Source organism: Streptomyces sp. NPDC005931 (genome assembly GCF_042871235.1).
In the GTDB taxonomy this organism is placed as follows: domain Bacteria; phylum Actinomycetota; class Actinomycetes; order Streptomycetales; family Streptomycetaceae; genus Streptomyces.
This window is the reverse complement of the sequence record NZ_JBIAIG010000010.1, coordinates 125355-142911: the sequence shown is the minus strand read 5'-3', so window position 1 is coordinate 142911 and position 17557 is coordinate 125355. Positions and strand designations below refer to the sequence as shown.

Below are 17557 nucleotides of genomic sequence, written 5' to 3'. Positions count from 1 at the left end.
GCAGTCATGGTGCACCCGCGGTGGCGGCTCTACACCTCCCGTGCGGCCGCGTCCAGCTCCGACATCAGCAGGTCCCCGACGATCGCCGCCGCCGCGCGGTAACCGCCGCCGGCCGCGTGCACGACCTGCTCGGCGAAGCCGACCGCGTTGCCGGCCGCCCACACCCCGGGCACCGTGGTCAGGCCCGTCGGGTCGACCACCGGGTAGGCGCCGAACGGGGTCTCGTTCATCTCGGCGCCCAGGCGCTCCAGCAGCCCGGTCTGCGGCACGGGGCGCGGCGCGACGTACACCACCGAGCGGGCGTGGGTGGAGCCGTCGGTGAGCCGGACACCGGTCAGCCGGTCGTCCTCGACCAGCAGTTCCGCGACCTCTCCCGGCACCACGTCGATCCCGGCGGCCGCCAGCCGGCGCAGGTCCTGGCCGGACAGCTCCTCCTCGGCGACCGTGTGCAGGAAGAAGGTGACGTCCTTGGACCACTGGGACACCATCAGCGCCTGGTGCACGCTCGACGCGCCGGTGGCGAGCACGCCGAAGGGCTGGTCGCGCACCTCCCAACCGTGGCAGAACGGGCAGTGCAGCACGTCCCGCCCGAAGCGCTCGGCGAGACGGGGGACCGCGGGCAGGTCGTCCTTCAGCCCCGTGGCGACGACGATCCGCCGGGCGGCCACGCTCCGGCCGCCGGCCAGGACCACGGTGAACGCGTCGCCCTTCCCGATCTCCACCACCCGGTCCCGCGCCAGCTCGACCCCGTACCGCGCGATCTCCTCCCGGCCGATCGCCAGGAACTCCGCGGGCGGCATCCCGTCCCGGGAGAGAAAGCCCTGCATGTGGGACGAGGGTGCGTTGCGCGGCTTGCCCGCGTCGACGACCAGTGTCCGGCGCCGCGCCCGGCCGAGTACCAGCGCGGCGGACAGTCCGGCCGCGCCGCCTCCGACGACGACGACGTCATGACTCACGTTCTCGGTCATGGTGACCACCTCCACGCCCGACGGTCGCTCAGCAACTGCGGGATTGACAAACGTCTTTGCCGAAACTGCAATGACGCCATGACGACGGACGACGTTCTCGCGGATGTGGGCCCCCGGCTGCGCCGGATCAGGAAGGAGCGGGAGGTGACCCTCGCCGCGCTCTCCGAGGCGACCGGCATCTCGGTCAGCACCCTCTCGCGGCTGGAGTCCGGGCTGCGCAGACCCAGCCTGGAACTGCTGCTGCCGATCGCCCGGGCGCATCACGTGGCGCTGGACGAACTGGTCGGCACGCCCCCGGTGGGGGACCCGAGGGTGGCGGCCAAGCCGCTCGTGCGGCACGGGCGCACCTACTGGCCGCTCACCCGGCAGCCCGGTGGCCTCCAGGCGTACAAGGTGCTGGTGCCGCGGCGCGAGGAGGACCCCGAGCCGCGCACCCACGAGGGCTACGAGTGGTTGTACGTGCTCTCCGGGCGGCTGCGGGTGGTGCTGGGCGAGCACGACGTGGTGCTCACGGCCGGCGAGGCGGCGGAGTTCGACACGCGCGTGCCGCACTGGTTCGGCTCGACGGGGGAGGGGCCCGTGGAGTTCCTCAGCCTCTTCGGTCCGCAGGGGGAGCGCATGCACGTGCGGGCACGGCCGAAGCGACCGTGAGGCATCCGACTGTTCCCAGATCGGCAAGCGACCGCTTAGTATGCGAACCGACCCCGGTCAGAGCAAGCAGTCCCCCCGTGGAGGCCCCGCATGCAGGCATGGCAAGTGCACGAGCTCGGTGAACCGGGTGAGGTGATGCGCCTGGCGGAGGTGGCGCCACCGACCCCGGGGGAGGGCCAGGTGCTGCTGAAGGTCCGCGCCGCGAACATCAACTTCCCGGACGCCCTGATGTGCCGCGGCCACTACCAGGTCAGGCCGCCGCTGCCGTTCACCCCGGGCGTCGAGATCTGCGGCGAGACGGAGGACGGGCGCCGGGTGCTCGCCAACCCGGCCCTGCCTCACGGCGGCTTCGCCGAGTACGCCGTCGCGGACGCCGCCGCGCTGCTGCCCGCCCCCGAGGCGCTGGACGACGCCCAGGCCGCGGCCCTGCACATCGGCTACCAGACGGGCTGGTTCGGGCTGCACCGCCGGGCCCGGCTCGAGGCCGGGGAGACCCTGCTCGTCCACGCTGCCGCCGGAGGGGTCGGCAGCGCGGCCGTGCAGCTGGGGAAGGCCGCCGGCGCCACCGTCATCGGTGTCGCCGGCGGTCCCGCCAAGGCGGCCGTGGCCCGTGAACTGGGCTGCGACGTGGTGATCGACCGGCGCGAGCAGGACGTCGTCGCGGCGGTCAAGGAGGCCACCGGCGGCCGGGGCGCGGACGTGATCTACGACCCGGTCGGCGGCGAGGCCTACACCCAGTCCGCCAAGACGGTCGCCTTCGAAGGGCGGATCGTGGTCGTCGGCTTCGCCGGAGGCACGATCCCGAGCCCGGCGCTGAACCACGCCCTGGTGAAGAACTACTCCATCCTGGGCCTGCACTGGGGCCTGTACAACACCAAGAACCCCAAGCTGGTGCAGCACTGCCACGAGCAACTCACCGAGCTGGCCGCCCGGGGCGCGATCAAGCCCCTGGTGAGCGAGCGCGTGCCGCTCGACGGTGCCGCTGCGGCCGTGCAGAGGGTCGCGGACGGTGCCACCACCGGCCGGATCGCCGTGCTGCCGTCGCTGGAGAAGGGAGTCACCGCATGACCGACGCAGCCGAACTGAGGCGCCGCACGGCCGAGTTCCTGGCCGCGCACCCGCCCGCCGACACCGACCGCCTGGAATTCCTGCGCGCCCGCTTCGACGCGGGACTCGCCTGGGTGCACTACCCCGAGGGGCTCGGCGGCCTCGGCGCACCCCGCTCCCTGCAGGCCGTCGTGGACGCCGAGCTGGAGGCCGCCGGGGCGCCCGACAACGACCCGCGGCGCATCGGCATCGGCCTCGGCATGGCCGCGCCCACCATCCTCCAGTACGGCACCGAGGAGCAGAAGCGGCGCTTCCTGCGGCCGCTGTGGACCGGCGAGGAGGTCTGGTGCCAGCTGTTCAGCGAGCCGGGCGCCGGATCCGACCTCGCCGCGCTGGGCACCCGCGCCGTGCGCGAGGGCGACACCTGGGTGGTCAACGGGCAGAAGGTGTGGACCTCGAGCGCTCACGTCGCCCGCTGGGCCATCCTCATCGCCCGCACCGACCCGGAGGTGCCCAAGCACCGGGGCATCACCTACTTCCTGTGCGACATGACCGATCCCGGCGTCGAGGTCCGGCCCCTGCGCCAGATCACCGGCGAGGCCGAGTTCAACGAGGTCTTCCTCACCGACGTCCGCATCCCCGACTCCCGCCGCCTGGGCGAGGTCGGCGACGGCTGGCGGGTCGCGCAGACCACGCTCAACAACGAACGCGTCGCCATCGGCGGCATGCGGCTGCCCCGCGAGGGCGGCATGATCGGACCGGTCTCGAAGACCTGGCGCGAACGCCCCGAACTGCGCACCCACGACCTGCACCAGCGGCTGCTCAGGCTCTGGGTGGACGCCGAGGTCGCCCGGCTCACCGGCGAACGCCTCCGCCAGCAGCTCGTCGCCGGCCAGCCCGGACCCGAGGGTGCCGGCATGAAGCTCGGCTTCGCCCGCCTCAACCAGGAGATCAGCGGCCTGGAGGTGGAACTCCTGGGCGAAGAGGGCTTGTCGTACGACGACTGGACCATGCGCCGCCCCGAGCTGGTCGACTTCACCGGCCGCGAGGCCGGCTACCGGTACCTGCGCTCCAAGGGCAACAGCATCGAGGGCGGGACCAGTGAAATCCTGCTGAACATCGTCGCCGAGCGCGTCCTGGGCCTGCCCGCCGAGCCGCGCACCGACAAGGACGTCGCCTGGAAGGACCTCGCCCGATGACGGATCTGCTGTACTCGGAGGAGGAAGAGGCGCTGCGCGCCGCCGTCCGGGACCTGCTCACCGACCACTGCGACGCGCCCGGCGTGATCGCCCGCGCCGAGTCGGACGCCCCGCACGACCTCTCGCTGTGGAAGGCGCTGGCCGACGGCATGGGCCTGGCGGGCCTGCTGGTCCCCGAGGACCGGGGCGGTCAGGGCGCCACCCACCGCGAAGCCGCCGTCGTCCTGGAGGAACTGGGGCGCGCGGTCGCTCCCGTGCCCTATCTGACCAGCGCGGTCGTGGCCACCGAGGCACTGCTGGCCTGCGAGGACGGTGACGAACTGCTCGCGGAGCTGGCCTCCGGCCGCAGGATCGGCGCCCTCGCCGTCGGGCTGCACACCGCCCCCGGAGCCCCGTTCACCACCGTACGGGTCGACAGCGGCGCACTGCACGGCGAGTTGACGGCCGTCGCGGACGCCGCCGTCGCCGATGTGCTGCTCGTTCCGGGCGACGACGGTGGGCTGTACGCGGTGGACGCCGCCGCGGTCACCGTCGTCCCACAGACGTCCCTGGACCTCACCAGGCCCCTCGCCAAGGTCGTCCTCGCCGGCGCAGCCGGGCGCCGGCTGGGCGAGGCCGGGACCGCCGTACGGCGTGCCCTGCGAGCCGGTGCCGGGCTGCTCGCCTCCGAGCAACTCGGTGTGGCGGACTGGTCGCTGACGGAGACCGTCCGCTATCTGAAGGACCGCAAGCAGTTCAACCGCCCCGTCGGCGGCTTCCAGGCGCTCAAGCACCGGCTCGCCCAGCTGTGGCTGGAGGTCGTCAACCTCCGCGCGGCGGCCCGCAACGCCGCCGACGCGCTCGCCAGCGGTGAGGACGCCGAAGTGGCGGTCACCGTGGCGCAGGCCTACGCGGCTCCCGTCGCGGTGCACGCCGCCGAGGAGGCGCTGCAACTGCACGCCGGCATCGGCATGACCTGGGAACACCCGGTGCACCTGTACCTCAAGCGTGCCAAGGCCGACTCGATCGCCTACGGCACGGCGGGCGCGCACCGCGAGGCGCTGGCCGAACTGGTGGATCTCCGGGCGCCCTGACGACGACCGGGTGAACAGCCCGGACAGAGGCCCGTCCCTCCCGGGGGCGGGCCTCTGTCCGCTTACCTGTTCCGGTGAGGTGAACACCGAACGGCTGGTCGGCCAACTCCCCACATGGCTCTGCTCCTTGGGCACATCGGACCCTCATACTCGCTGAGGCCCGTACGGAATGCCCAGGGAGGCAGAGCATGGCCCTCACCGCCCGTCGCAGAGCCCTCACCGCCTTCGGTGCCGCCCTCGCCGGCTCGCTCGCCCTGCCCGGCGGCCGGGCGCTGGCCGGTGAACAAGGGCACCTCCCACGCCCCTTGTGGCGCGCCCACGCGCACAACGACTACGAACACCCGCGCCCCCTCCTCGATGCCCTCGACCACCGCTTCGGCAGCGTGGAGGCCGACATCTTCCTGGTCGACGGCCAACTCCTCGTGGCCCACGGCCCCGAGGACCTCGACCCGTCCCGCACCCTCGAGTCCCTCTACCTCGAACCGCTCGCCGCCCGCGTCCGTGCCCACCGCGGCTCCGTGCACCGCGGCCACCGGCGGCCGCTCCAACTGCTGATCGACATCAAGACCGAGGGCGCCGCCACCTACCTCGAGCTCGACCGTCGGCTCCGGCGCCACCGGCACCTGTTCACCACCTGCGCACACGGCCGGGTGCTGCCCGGTCCGGTCACCGCCGTCGTGTCGGGCGACCGTGCGGCCCGGGTGCCCATGGAGGCCCAGCGGGTGCGCCGCGCCTTCTACGACGGCCGGCTCGCCGATCTCGGAGGCCCCGCGCCCTCCTCCCTCATCCCGCTGATCAGCGACAACTGGACGCGCCACTTCACCTGGCGGGGCATCGGGCCGTTCCCCGACGCCGAGCGGCGCAAGCTGCGGGACATCGTGGGCACGGCGCACGCGCGCGGGCAGCGGGTGCGCTTCTGGGCCACGCCCGACGTGCCCGGACCCGCGCGGGACGCGCTGTGGGGCGAACTGCTCGCCGCGGACGTCGACCACCTCAACACCGACGACCTCGCCGGGCTGGAATCCTTCCTGGACGCCCATCGGCCGGCGTAGACACCACACGGACACCACACGTTCGGAGGACACCTCAGCAGCCCGGACGAACGCTCCGCTACGCCACACTTGCGGCCGAACGCCGCGAAGCGGACGTGGCGGAGGAGGTTGACGATGGCCGTTTCCATCTCTGTGGTGCTGCTGCTCGCGATCCTGGCGGTGATCTTCCTGCGCAACGGCGGACTGAAGGTCTCGCACGCCCTGGTCTGTCTGCTGCTCGGCTTCTATCTGGCCAGCACCAGCATCGCCCCCACCATCCACAGCGGGCTCACGGCGACCGCGGACATCGTCGAGAGCCTGCGGCCCTGAGACGGGCCGGACGGTGTCACGTCGGCGACGGGGGTGTCACACCGAGGAGTAGACGCCGATGCCGTTCGGCACGGGGCGTTCGGCGCCGCCCGAGGGGTGGTTGCGCACCAGGACGCCGGACGCTCCGGGAACCCGGGTGACCAGCGTCGACGATCCGCCCCCGTCCAGGCCGAACCCGTCGACCGCGCCCAGCCGGCGCAGGGTGCCGGCCACTTCGGCGACCGTCAGCCCGGTGCGGTACCGCGGGGCGCCGTCCAGCGCGAGCAGCAGCAGCCGCCGTCCGCCGTCGGCGGTGCCCACCGCGGTGCGCACCGCCGAGGTCGTGTCGTCCAGCCCCGGCAGCGGCCGTCCACCGGCCAGCACCGGGTGGCCGCCCAGGGCCAGGCGGTAGGGGATCCGGCTCGCGGCGGGCACGAGCCGGTGCCGGATCCGGACCGGTTCACCGACGGCCAGCCGCCGCAGCTCGCGCGCGCCCTCCTCACGACCCACCAGCACGGTGCTGCCGGGCGCGACGGATCCGCCGCCCGGTGTGGCGGCGGTGGCCACCACCTCGCCCTGACGCACCGTCACCTCATGGGTGTCGGTGCTGCACGGTGCCGCCCGGTCGGTGTCGGTCCCGCAGGTGGCACGCACCCGTGAGGCACTGCCCCACGCCTCGGTGAACGCGCCGACGGAACCCACGGGCAGGGCGTACTGGTTGAGCCCGCGCAGCGGCAACCGACCCATCGGCGTGCGGATCCAGCCGTGAAGGGCCAGCCGGTCCAGCCGGGCCCGCCGGTCGACGCCCACGCCGAACACGTCCTCGGTGGTCGTGCCGGGCGGCAGCGGGGGGCCGAACCGCTGACCGTCCGGCACGGCCCCCTTCAGCGCCCTGCCGTCCACGACCGCGGGGCCCACGCTCGCCCCGGTCGCCTCGACACCCGGGTGCTGGACCTCGCCGATGTTGAAGAAGTCGCCGTTCACCCCGGCCACGGCCCCGCGTGCGTCCGCCATCCGGGACAGGGGGGACCGGGCGGCCACCGCCCCCGGGTGCAGCAGGCCCACCCGCACGCGCGGATCGCGCAGGTCGACGGTGAGCACATGCGCGTGCGCCGTGCCGTGCGAGGCGGGGACGTCGAACTCCTCGTACGTGACCCCCGGCGCGACGGGAACGGCCGGCTGCGCGGCGGCGGCCGGTGCCGTTCCCGTCAGGACCGCGCCGGCGAACACACCGAGCGCGGTCAGAGCCGTCAGTACCGGTCCGCCCCAGGGGACCCCCGTGCGCCGACGCAGCAACAACCTCGACCCCCTGAAGCGTCGTCAACCGTCCCGGGACAGGGGCAGTGCACCAGACGACGGGGCGCAGGGGTGAGGGGAACACCGGCCGGACCGCAATCGGCGGGAAAGACACCCACTTGGGCGTTGGGACACCGGGGCGCGGGCGTCGCCCGCCTCAGCGGTCGGTCATCGCGTCGCTCCGCAGGACGGCGACGCGGTGGAAGTTGCACCCGGCGGAGGACGGCATCGCCGCGGGGAGCCAGGTCTGGTGGGCCTTGAGGGCGACGCTCACCAGGCTCAGCAGCAGGTCGACGTCCGTGTCGCAGTCCAGGTGCACCGTGACCCAGCACGAGCCCGGGACCAGCTGTATCGCGGTGGAACCGCCCAGGTCGTAGTGGAAACGCTGTATGGCCCGGCGGGTGAGGTGCAGATCCACGTCCCGCCCGGAGTGGAAGTGGACGATCTCGTCACGGGTGGAACGGAGCGCCTGCCCGGTACCACACCCGGCCGCACAGGCCGTCAGGTCGGGCCACGTCCGCAGTCGCTCCATGGCTCTATGCGCCGGTGTCATGCCCCCATGGTCACCCGATCACCATGTATGCACCAGGAGTTGGGCGATTCGTAATCGGGACGTGAGACGTCGGATCCCACCCGAGTCCATGTCGTGACCATCGATGACCATCTCGTGACCCCTTCCGGCCGTCGAGGTACGTCATCGGGGCAGTTGCCGGTTCCCGGCACCGTGGAGGGAGGAGCGCTCGCCCCGGAGTCGTGCGGGGCGGCTCACGCCCGTGCGGCGACCGCCGCCGGATCGTCCAGGACACCGCGCACCACCGAGTGCGCCGCTCCCAGGAGAGGTCCCGCGGAGCCCAGGGCGGACACCGACACGGGGCAGGCCTGGCCCGCCGTGCGCCGGGCCAGTTCGGAGCGGAGCGACGGCAGCAGCCAGGGCGCGAGGGCGGCCAGCGCGCCGCCGAGCACCACGCTCCGCGGGTCCAGCAGGTTCACCGCTCCGGTCAGGGCGATGCCCAGCGCCGTTCCGGCGTCGTGCAGGGCGCGACGTACCACCGCGTCGCCCCGTTCGGCGCGGCCCGCGAGCAGACCCACGCGGTCCTCGCCCGGCTCCAGACCCGCCGCGCGCAGCACCGCCTCCTCGCCGGCGTACTGCTCGAGACAGCCGCGCCCACCGCACGCGCACTCCGGCCCGTCGGGCCACACCGGCACATGGCCCAGCTCGCCCGCGAATCCGCGCGCCCCGTGCATCAGGCCCCCGTCCACGACCACCGCGGCACCGATGCCGATCTCGGCCGACACGTGCAGGAAGTCCCGCGGGGCGCCCTCTGCGAGCCAGAGTTCGGCGAGGGCACCGAAGTTGGCCTCGTTGCCCACGGTCAGCGGCAATCCGTCCGGGAGCAGGGCCCCGAGATCGGTGTCCTGCCAGCCGAGGTTCGGGGCGCGTACCACGGTGCGCGCGTCTCGGGCCACCAGTCCCGGGACCGCCACGGCGAGCCCGGCCGGCCACAGCCCCTCGCCCTCGGCCTCGGCGACGACCGCGCGTATCAGCGCGGTCAGGTCCTCGACCACCGGAGCGGCGGGGCGGGCCCGGTTCGGCACGTGCCGCACCGCCCGGGACCGCACCCGCCCGCGCAGGTCGACCGCGCAGACCGCGAGACGGTCGACGCCCACCTCCGCCCCGATGCCGGCGGGGCCACGCCCGCTGACGGCCAGCGCCGAGCCCGGACGGCCCACCCGCCCCGGCCGCTCGGGGCCCAGTTCCTCCAGCAGGCCGGACCGGACGAGCTCGTCGACCAGGGTGGACACGGCGGCGCGGGTCAGGCCGATGCGCGACGCGACGGCGGCCCGGGACAGCGGCCCGTCGGCGCTGACGGTGTGCATCACCCGGGCGAGATTGCGGCGGCGCATCCCCTGCTGGGTGTCCGGCAGCGCACGCCCCGGACCGCCCGGGCGCGTCTCGTGCAGCGGTGTGCTCATGCCTCCGTCAGTCCTCGGTCGGTCCCGGTCGGTGCGGTTGGACGTGCTTCCGGTCGGGGACGCCGTCAGCGGGTGTCCGCGCCCCGCTGCAGCAGCGGGGTCGCGTCGGAGAGTACCCCGGCGATCCTGGCCAGCGTCTCCTCGTCCCGCTCCACCGCCTCCAGCACCGGACCCGCGGCGGTGTTCCAGCGCCGGGCCACGGCGGCCGGGTCCTCCCCGGTGAGCAGCCCGGCCGCCTGAGCGGCGGCGCCGAGCGCGACCAGTTCCCTGGCCTCGGGCACCTGCACCGGGCGCCCCGACAGCCGCCGCACGGTCTGCTGCCAGGCCGTGCCCCGGGCGCCGCCGCCGATGAGCAGCAGGGGCGTCGAGGGGTCCGCGTCGGCGTCGAGGACGAGGTCCAGCGCGCCGAGCAGGGAGTGCACGGCACCGTCGTAGGCGGCCTGGAGCAGCTGGCCTCCGGTGGTGTCGTGGCGCAGGCCGTGCAGCAGGCCGGAGGCGCTCGGCAGGTTCGGGGTGCGCTCGCCGTCCAGGAAGGGCAGGAGCGTGACGCCGGTGCCGGGCTCGACGGCCTCACGGTCCAGACGGAGGAGGGCGGCCACGCGGTCCACGGCCAGCGTGCAGTTGAGCGTGCAGGCCAGCGGCAGCCAGTCGCCGCGGGCGTCGGCGAACCCGGCCACCGTCCCGGTCGGGTCCGCGGGGCGGTGCCGCGACACCGCGTACACCGTCCCGGACGTGCCGAGGCTCATCACCGGTGTGCCGGGACGCACCCCGAGGCCCAGGGCCGCGGCGGCGTTGTCACCGGTGCCGCACGCCACCAGGGTGCCCTTGGAGAAGGGCAGGTCATGGCTGTCGCGCACGGTGCCGGCCACCTCTCCGGACCGCACCACCCGCGGCAGCAGCGCCGGGTCGAGCCCCGCGTGCGCCAGGATCTCCTCGTCGTACGCCTGCGTCGCGGAGGACCACCAGCCGGTGCCGGAGGCGTCACCGCGGTCGGTCGTGCCCTGGCCGGTGAGGCGCTCGGTGAGGTAGTCGTGGGGGAGCCGGACGGCCCTGGTCGCGCGGACCGACGCCGGCTCGTGCTCCGCCAGCCAGGCCCACTTGGTGACCGTGAAGGATGCGGTGGGCACGCTTCCCGTGCGCTCGGCCCAGAACTTGGCGCCCCCCAGCTCCCCGACCAGCCGGCGGGCCTGAGGCGCGGAGCGCACGTCGTTCCACAGCAGCGCCGGGCGCACCGGCTCGCCCTGCGCGTCCAGGGCGACCAGGCCGTGCTGCTGGCCGCCGATCGACACGGCGGCGGCCTCGTGCGCCGGTTCGCCGCACTGGCGCAGCGCCTCGCACAGGGCGTCCCACCACTGGCGCGGATCGCTCTCCCGGCCCGCCCCGGAGGTCACCGCGTGCGGCGCCTGCCCGCCGGCCACGACCCGGCCGGTCGCCACGTCGACGACCAGCGCCTTGGTGGACTGGGTGGATGTGTCCACGCCGACGACGAGCGGACCCTCGGCTGCTGACATCGGTCTCTCCCTCTTCCGCGGCTCAGCGGGGTGAGCTCTTCCCTGAAAGGCTCCCGCATACTAATTTGTAAACTGCCATGACGAAATGGTCTCAGCGAGCGAGGAGCCGCGGCATGAACTACCAGCCCACCCCCGAGGACAGGTTCACCTTCGGACTGTGGACCGTCGGCTGGCAGGGACGGGACCCCTTCGGGGACGCCACGCGGCGTGCCCTCGACCCGGTCGAGTCGGTGCGGCGCCTGGCCGAGCTGGGCGCCTACGGCGTCACGTTCCACGACGACGACCTCATCCCCTTCGGCTCGGGCGACAGCGAGCGCGAGGAGCACGTCAAGCGGTTCCGCCAGGCGCTGGACGACACCGGCATGAAGGTGCCGATGGCCACCACGAACCTGTTCACGCACCCGGTCTTCAAGGACGGCGCGTTCACCGCCAACGACCGCGACGTACGCCGTTACGCCCTGCGCAAGACCGTCCGCAACATCGACCTCGCGGTCGAGCTCGGCGCCGAGATCTACGTGGCCTGGGGCGGCCGGGAGGGCGCCGAGTCCGGCGCCGCCAAGGACGTGCGTGTCGCCCTCGACCGCATGAAGGAGGCCTTCGACCTGCTCGGCGAGTACGTCACCTCCCAGGGCTACGACATCCGCTTCGCCATCGAGCCCAAGCCCAACGAGCCGCGGGGCGACATCCTGCTCCCCACCGTCGGCCACGCCCTGGCGTTCATCGAACGCCTGGAGCGCCCGGAGTTGTACGGCGTCAATCCGGAGGTCGGACACGAGCAGATGGCCGGGCTGAACTTCCCGCACGGCATCGCCCAGGCCCTGTGGGCGGGCAAGCTGTTCCACATCGACCTCAACGGCCAGTCGGGCATCAAGTACGACCAGGACCTCCGCTTCGGCGCGGGCGACCTGCGCTCGGCGTTCTGGCTGGTGGACCTGCTGGAGTCGGCGGGCTACGGCGGCCCCAGGCACTTCGACTTCAAGCCGCCGCGGACCGAGGACCTCGACGGCGTGTGGGCCTCCGCGGCCGCTTGCATGCGCAACTACCTGATCCTCAAGGAGCGGGCCACCGCCTTCCGCGCGGACCCGGAGGTGCAGGAGGCGCTGCGTGCGTCCCGCCTGGACGAGTTGGCCCGGCCCACCGCGGCCGACGGCCTTGACGCCCTGCTCGCCGACCGCTCGGCCTTCGAGGACTTCGCCCCCGAGGCGGCCGCCGCGCGGGGCATGGCCTTCGAGCGCCTGGACCAGCTGGCGATGGACCACCTGCTGGGGGCCCGGGGCTGAGCGTCCCCCGAGGGGCGGCTTCGGATCCGTGCCGGTGCAGGGGGCGGAGCCGGGCCGTGGGAGACGGTGGTTCCGGGTCGGTTCGGCGTGACACGGCGGTTTCCCCGGCGACCGTCGTGCCCTGGCCCCGGGCAGACGGCGGCAGCCCCGGGCAGTCGCGCATGCGGCGACAGCCCCGGTGCGCGGGCGCGGCGTACCGCCTCGGCGGTGGGACCGCCCCACGCGCGCGTGCCGGGAGGCCCCTTCCACTCCCGGCCGCGCGGGCGGACAGCGCGTGCGCCCCGCGCGCGGTGCGCCGGTCGTGTGGTCGCGTGCCCAGAGCCCGCGTCGACGTCCGCGCGCGAGGCTCGCATCGGGTGCGGTACGAGACGACCATGGGCGGTATGGCCATGCCACCCGTACCACCTCAGCCGCCGCCCGGCCCGCCGGGCGGCACACCGCCTCCCGGCGGGGGCTTCGGACCGCCCCCGTACGGCGGTGCGCCGCCCCCCGGCCCGCAGGAACCGCCCGACGGCCGGGGCGGCGACGGACGCGGGCCCGGCGGGCGCAGGGTGCTCCTTGTCGTGCTCGCCGTGATCGCGGCCGTCACGGCCATCTCCCTGCTGGTCCTGATGGCCACGGGCGACGACGACTCCCCGGGCGGGGAGCCGACCGGGACGAGCACGGCCACGGGCGGCTCACCGGACCCGCCCATGGGCATCCCTTCCGAGCTGCCCAGCGGGCTGCCCTCCGGCCTGCCCTCCGATCTCCCGACCGAGCTGCCGAGCTGGGTTCCCAGCAACCTGCCCAGCGGCCTCGAATCCCTCCTGCCGTCCCTGGAGTGAGACGGGGCGTGGAGCGGCCGACGCCTACGCGGCCGCCGCCCCGCAGCCTGACTCCGTGCGCCCGGGCTGCGCCCCGGAGATCCGTCGCGGCCCCTGCGAGCCGGTCTACTCCCCGGGCACGCCCCGTGCCGTCGCGCGAGCCGTCGCCAGTGCCGTCGCCGGGTCCCGGGCCGCGCCACCCGCCGGCAACCAATCGCCCTGCTTCCTGCGGTAGGGCCACCAGCGGCCGTCCTGTCCCAGGCGCAGCTGGGCCGGTGCGCCGACCACCGTCCACCGGTTGCCCCGGGCCCGCAGCTCCGGCCGCTCCCCTTCGTCCCAGGCCGCCTCCAGGGCCGCACGCGCGCGTGCGAGCGTCACGGCGTCCGGCGTCCACTCCTCGTCGAGCACGGCCAGCGCCGCCCTGCCGCCGTGCCGCCAGGCCCGTACCGCCGCCTCCAGCCCCTCCCGGCCGCGCCCCGAACCCTCGGCGATGCGGTCCGCCACCGCGTCCCCGGGTGCGCCGGCGGCCAGCCGCACCGCGTCCTCGGCGACCGTCCACCCCTGGTCCGGGGCCTGCTGGTCATGCCCTTCCCGCAGGGCGTCCGCGAGCAGGCGGTGGGCGTGTGCGGCGGTCTGCGCGGCCAGGAACTCCAGTGCGGCCGGATCGATCCCGGCGGCCGGCGCGGCCTCGGTGTCCAGGACCGGCGGCACCCCGGGGGCGCCGGGGAGAGCGGGCGGGACCGGCAACGACGGCAGGATGTCCCCGGCCGCGTACGCCTCGGCCGCGTCCACGCCTCCCGCGACCCGGCCGGGGCGCCCGGCCGTTGCGCCGCGGCCGCGGTGCTGCAGTGCGTCCAGCAGGGCGCGCTCACCGCGTCCCCGCATCAGCAGCAGGACGAAGGGTTCCTGGTCCAGCAGCCGGGCCACCTGATAGCACAGGGCCGCCGTGTGCCCGCAGTGGTCCCAGGCGTCGCAGCCGCACTCCGGCTCCAGATCCCCGGGCCCCGGCAGCAGATCGACGCCGGCCAGTTCCGCGTCCTCCACCAGGTGCGGCGGCATCTCCCGGTCCAGCAGCGCCGCGACATGCCCGGCCCGTTCGACGGTCATGTCCAGGAAGCGGTCCCACTGCTCACCGGACAGCTCCTGGAGCAGCACGTCCGCGCGGTGCGCCGTCCCGTCCCGGTCCCGTACGACCGCCGTGACGCGTCCCGGACGTACGGACACCGCGCCGACCGCTCCCGCGCGGGCCAGCCTGCGGCCCGCCGCGAGCTGCGCGGAGTCCAGCGCCGTGGCCTCCAGCGCGGTCAGCCAGGCCCGGCCCCACCAGGTCTGCGCGAAACCCCGCCCCCGTGCGGGCGGCAGCGCGCCGAACGTGCGCCCGCCGCCCGCCTCGTCACCGTCGTGGCGCGTCATCCCAGCCCCCCTCGCAGTTCCACCAGGTCCGCCAGCTCGGCGTCCGTCAGCTCCGTCAGCGCCGCCTCACCGGAGCCCAGCACCGCGTCGGCCAGCTCCTTCTTGCGGCTCAGCAGCTCGGCGATGCGGTCCTCGACGGTGCCCTCGGCGATGATCCTGTGCACCTGCACCGGCCTGGTCTGGCCGATGCGGTACGCCCGGTCCGTGGCCTGCGCCTCGACGGCCGGGTTCCACCAGCGGTCGTAGTGGACGACGTGCTCGGCCCGGGTGAGGTTCAGCCCCGTGCCCGCCGCCTTGAGCGACAGCAGGAAGACCGGGACCCGCCCGTCCTGGAAGCGCCGCACCATCTCCTCGCGTTCGGCGACCGGTGTCCCGCCGTGCAGGAACTGCGAGGGGACGCCCCGCGCGCCGAGGTGCCCCTCCAGGAGCCGGGCCATCCGCACGTACTGCGTGAAGACCAGGACGCGGGCGTCCTCGGCGAGGATCGTGTCGAGCAGTTCGTCCAGGAGCTCCAGCTTCCCGGACCTCCCCGCGATCACGGGCCGGTCCTCCTTGAGGAACTGCGCCGGGTGGTTGCAGATCTGCTTCAGGCCGGTCAGCAGCTTCACGATCAGCCCCCGGCGCGCCATGCTGCCGGCGGCGGAGATCTCCTCGAGCGCCTCGCGCACCACGGCCTCGTACAGGCCCGCCTGCTCCGGGGTGAGCGACACGGCGTGGTCGGTCTCCGTCTTCGGCGGCAGCTCGGGCGCGATCCCGGGGTCGGACTTGCGGCGGCGCAGCAGGAACGGCCGCACCAGCCGGGCCAGTCGCTCCGCCGCGGCCGGGTCCCGGCCGCCCTCGACGGCGTCCGCGTAGCGCCTGCGGAAGGTGCCGAGCCGGCCCAGCAGTCCCGGTGTCGTCCAGTCGAGGATCGCCCACAGCTCCGAGAGGTTGTTCTCCACAGGCGTGCCGGTGAGCGCCACGCGTGCGCGTGCGCCGATGGAGCGCAGCTGCCGCGCCGTCGACGAGTACGGGTTCTTCACGTGCTGGGCCTCGTCCGCGACGACCATCCCCCACGGCACCCCGGCGAGCCGGGCGGCGTCCAGGCGCATCGTGCCGTACGTCGTGAGCACGAACTCGCCGTCGGCCACGCCGTCCAGGGAGCGCCGGGCGCCGTGGAAGCGGCGCACCGGAGTGCCGGGGGCGAAGCGCTCGATCTCCCGCTGCCAGTTGCCCATGAGGGAGGTCGGGCAGACCACCAGGGCGGGACCGGCGGACGTGGCGTCGTCCTGCCGGTGCAGGTGCAGGGCGATCAGCGTGACGGTCTTGCCGAGGCCCATGTCGTCGGCGAGACAGCAGCCGAGGCCGAGCGAGGTCATGCGGGCCAGCCAGTTCAGTCCACGCCGCTGGTAGTCCCGCAGCGTGGCGGCGAGGGCGGCCGGCTGATCCACCGGATCCTGGTCCTCGGGCCGTGCGAGCCGGTCCCGCAGCCCCTCCAGCCAACCGGTGGGCCGTATCTCCACGCGGCGGCCGTCGACCTCGACGCAGCCCGTGAGGGCCGCGCCGAGCGCGTCGACCGGCGTGATGCGGTGATCCTTGCGCGCACGGGCGCGCAGGACCTGCGCGGGGTCGATGAGGACCCACTGGTCGTGCAGCCGCACGACCGGACGCTTGGCCTCGGCGAGCCGGTCCAGCTCCTCGCGCGTGACACGCCGGTCGCCCAGCGCGAACCGCCAGTCGAAGGCGAGCAGGGTGTCGGCGGACAGGAACGACGGTCCGTGCGCAGCCTGCGGGAAGCTCTCGGCGGTGCCGGCCCCCGGCCCCTCGCGGACGGGACCGACCTCCGCGTGGACGGTCAGCTCCCGGGTCAGCTCCTTCGGCCAGTGAACGTCGACGCCCACCCCGGCCAGTGCCCGGGTCCCCTCCCCGAGCAGTTCGACGACCTCTTCGTCGGCGAGCTCCACGGCCTCGGGCACCGCCGCCGAGAGCAACGGCGCGAGCGGCGGCCAGGCGCGGGCCGCCCGGCGCAGTGCGAGCAGCGCGTCCATCCGTGCGCGGGGGGCGAAGTCGCCGCCCGCGGTACGGGCCCACACCTCGTCGGCGTCCGCGACGAGGGCCGGATCGCTCACGCTGTGCACCTGGAGCACGGCCCGGAACGTCACGTCCGCCTCGTCGGCCGTGTCCGGCGCGTCGGCGTAGGTGGGCGTGTCCGCCGGCCCGCGCGCCTCGATCCGCAGGGACAGGCGGACGCCCGCGTCGTGGCCCGCGGCGACGTCGTCGGCCCAGGCCCGCAGCTCCGGCAGGTACTGGGGCCGCGGTACGGCGTAGGCGGGGCCGCCGGTCACCAGGGGTGCTGCGGGGGAGCGGGGGAGGGTGTCGGCGACCGCGTCGAGGAAGGCGCGCAGCAGCCGCTCGGGGTCGGGCAGTCGCAGCGGCTCGGCACCGTTTGCGGCCACGGAACCGTCCACGGGCTGGGCACCGCCCACGAGCACGGTGCCGTCCACCGGTACGGCATGCGCCTCGGGCGGCATGGCGGCGGCCAGCCGACGCACCGCCTCGACGTCGCCCGCGCCGAGCGGACCCATCCGCCAGGCGTCGTGGTCGGCCGGGGACAGACCGGGCAGCAGCAGGCCGCGGGCGGCCAGGTGCAGGGCGTGCAGCGTGGCGGCGCCCCAGAACACGGTGGCCCGGTGCGCCCCACCACCGGCCCGCGCGCGGGTGAGGACCGGCAGCGCGGCATCCACCGCAAGCAGGACGCCGGGCACGCCCACCGGCTCGACCCCGTCGCCGCGGGGCACGGCGACGGTCAGTTCGCCGACCGGCGCACCGTCCGGAGCCGGGGGTGCCGTGCCGTCGACCCGCCAGAAGGCGACGCGGCCGCTGCGGGCCGGGTCGCCGGGCAGGAACACGGCAGCACAGTGGGAGAGTCCGGAATACGGGGAGGAGGATGCAGGGGGCGTCGTCTGCGCAGCGATGACAGAGTCCTCAAACTTGACTAGTGAAGCCGGAGCCGCCGAGGGTAC

The 17557-nt window shown here is 74.5% G+C and carries 15 protein-coding genes; 8 read left to right on the top strand and 7 right to left on the bottom strand.

All coding sequences use genetic code 11. The features are described 5' to 3' along the window. Positions 1–29: 29 nt before the first annotated feature. On the bottom strand, positions 30–968 hold the full coding sequence (locus ACFYOV_RS23015) for an NAD(P)/FAD-dependent oxidoreductase (protein WP_389090208.1): 939 nt from the start codon (positions 966–968) through the stop codon (positions 30–32). A gap of 78 nt (positions 969–1046) precedes the next feature. Here ACFYOV_RS23015 and ACFYOV_RS23010 point away from each other — a divergent pair, with 78 nt between their 5' ends. The 6 genes from ACFYOV_RS23010 (at position 1047) to ACFYOV_RS22985 (ending at position 6299) form a co-directional block, all read left to right on the top strand. Beyond that, positions 1047–1619 carry a helix-turn-helix domain-containing protein gene (locus ACFYOV_RS23010; protein WP_389090206.1) on the top strand — a complete coding sequence of 191 codons (573 nt, stop codon included), beginning with the start codon at positions 1047–1049 and terminating at the stop codon, positions 1617–1619. A gap of 90 nt (positions 1620–1709) precedes the next feature. Continuing rightward, positions 1710–2687: an NADPH:quinone oxidoreductase family protein gene (locus ACFYOV_RS23005; protein WP_389090205.1), complete on the top strand. Its 978-nt coding sequence runs from the start codon at positions 1710–1712 to the stop codon at positions 2685–2687. After that, positions 2684–3865 (top strand): acyl-CoA dehydrogenase family protein, encoded by a 1182-nt coding sequence (locus ACFYOV_RS23000; protein WP_389090203.1) that lies wholly within the window; start codon positions 2684–2686, stop codon positions 3863–3865. The genes ACFYOV_RS23005 and ACFYOV_RS23000 overlap by 4 nt, the downstream gene beginning before the upstream one ends. Next, on the top strand, positions 3862–4938 hold the full coding sequence (locus ACFYOV_RS22995; protein ID WP_389090202.1) for an acyl-CoA dehydrogenase family protein: 1077 nt from the start codon (positions 3862–3864) through the stop codon (positions 4936–4938). The genes ACFYOV_RS23000 and ACFYOV_RS22995 overlap by 4 nt, the downstream gene beginning before the upstream one ends. Before the next feature lie 188 nt (positions 4939–5126). Further along, entirely contained in the window at positions 5127–5990 is an 864-nt protein-coding gene (locus ACFYOV_RS22990; protein WP_389090200.1) for a phosphatidylinositol-specific phospholipase C/glycerophosphodiester phosphodiesterase family protein, read from the top strand. 114 nt (positions 5991–6104) lie between these two features. Beyond that, positions 6105–6299: a hypothetical protein gene (locus tag ACFYOV_RS22985; protein ID WP_389090199.1), complete on the top strand. Its 195-nt coding sequence runs from the start codon at positions 6105–6107 to the stop codon at positions 6297–6299. A 36-nt stretch (positions 6300–6335) separates the two neighbouring features. Here the strand turns inward: ACFYOV_RS22985 and ACFYOV_RS22980 are convergent, their stop codons facing one another. The 4 genes from ACFYOV_RS22980 to xylB all read right to left on the bottom strand — a co-directional run bounded on the left by ACFYOV_RS22980 (position 6336) and on the right by xylB (position 11059). Beyond that, on the bottom strand, positions 6336–7574 hold the full coding sequence (locus tag ACFYOV_RS22980; protein ID WP_389090403.1) for a phosphodiester glycosidase family protein: 1239 nt from the start codon (positions 7572–7574) through the stop codon (positions 6336–6338). Positions 7575–7731: 157 nt separating this feature from the next. Further along, a complete protein-coding gene (locus ACFYOV_RS22975) occupies positions 7732–8127 on the bottom strand; it encodes a luciferase family protein (RefSeq protein ID WP_389090197.1) in 396 nt (131 codons plus the stop codon). Between the two features lie 212 nt (positions 8128–8339). After that, positions 8340–9548 (bottom strand): ROK family protein, encoded by a 1209-nt coding sequence (locus ACFYOV_RS22970; RefSeq protein ID WP_389090196.1) that lies wholly within the window; start codon positions 9546–9548, stop codon positions 8340–8342. Between the two features lie 65 nt (positions 9549–9613). Beyond that, a complete protein-coding gene (gene xylB / locus ACFYOV_RS22965) occupies positions 9614–11059 on the bottom strand; it encodes a xylulokinase (RefSeq protein WP_389090194.1) in 1446 nt (481 codons plus the stop codon). Positions 11060–11172: 113 nt separating this feature from the next. On the opposite strand from xylB, the gene xylA reads away from it, so the two are divergent. Both xylA and ACFYOV_RS22955 read left to right on the top strand, forming a co-directional pair. Next, positions 11173–12339: a xylose isomerase gene (xylA, locus tag ACFYOV_RS22960; protein ID WP_389090193.1), complete on the top strand. Its 1167-nt coding sequence runs from the start codon at positions 11173–11175 to the stop codon at positions 12337–12339. A gap of 383 nt (positions 12340–12722) precedes the next feature. Further along, complete coding sequence (locus ACFYOV_RS22955) at positions 12723–13163, top strand: hypothetical protein (RefSeq protein ID WP_389090192.1); 441 nt, start codon at positions 12723–12725, stop codon at positions 13161–13163. Positions 13164–13268: 105 nt separating this feature from the next. Here ACFYOV_RS22955 and ACFYOV_RS22950 read toward each other — a convergent pair whose 3' ends face one another. Together ACFYOV_RS22950 and ACFYOV_RS22945 are read right to left on the bottom strand one after the other, a co-directional pair. Next, the gene (locus ACFYOV_RS22950; RefSeq protein ID WP_389090190.1) at positions 13269–14555 is read right to left on the bottom strand and encodes an SWF or SNF family helicase; all 1287 of its coding nucleotides are present in this window, start codon (positions 14553–14555) and stop codon (positions 13269–13271) included. Further along, positions 14552–17509 carry an SNF2-related protein gene (locus ACFYOV_RS22945; RefSeq protein WP_389090401.1) on the bottom strand — a complete coding sequence of 986 codons (2958 nt, stop codon included), beginning with the start codon at positions 17507–17509 and terminating at the stop codon, positions 14552–14554. Before ACFYOV_RS22945 ends, ACFYOV_RS22950 begins: the two co-directional genes overlap by 4 nt. Positions 17510–17557 lie beyond the last annotated feature (48 nt).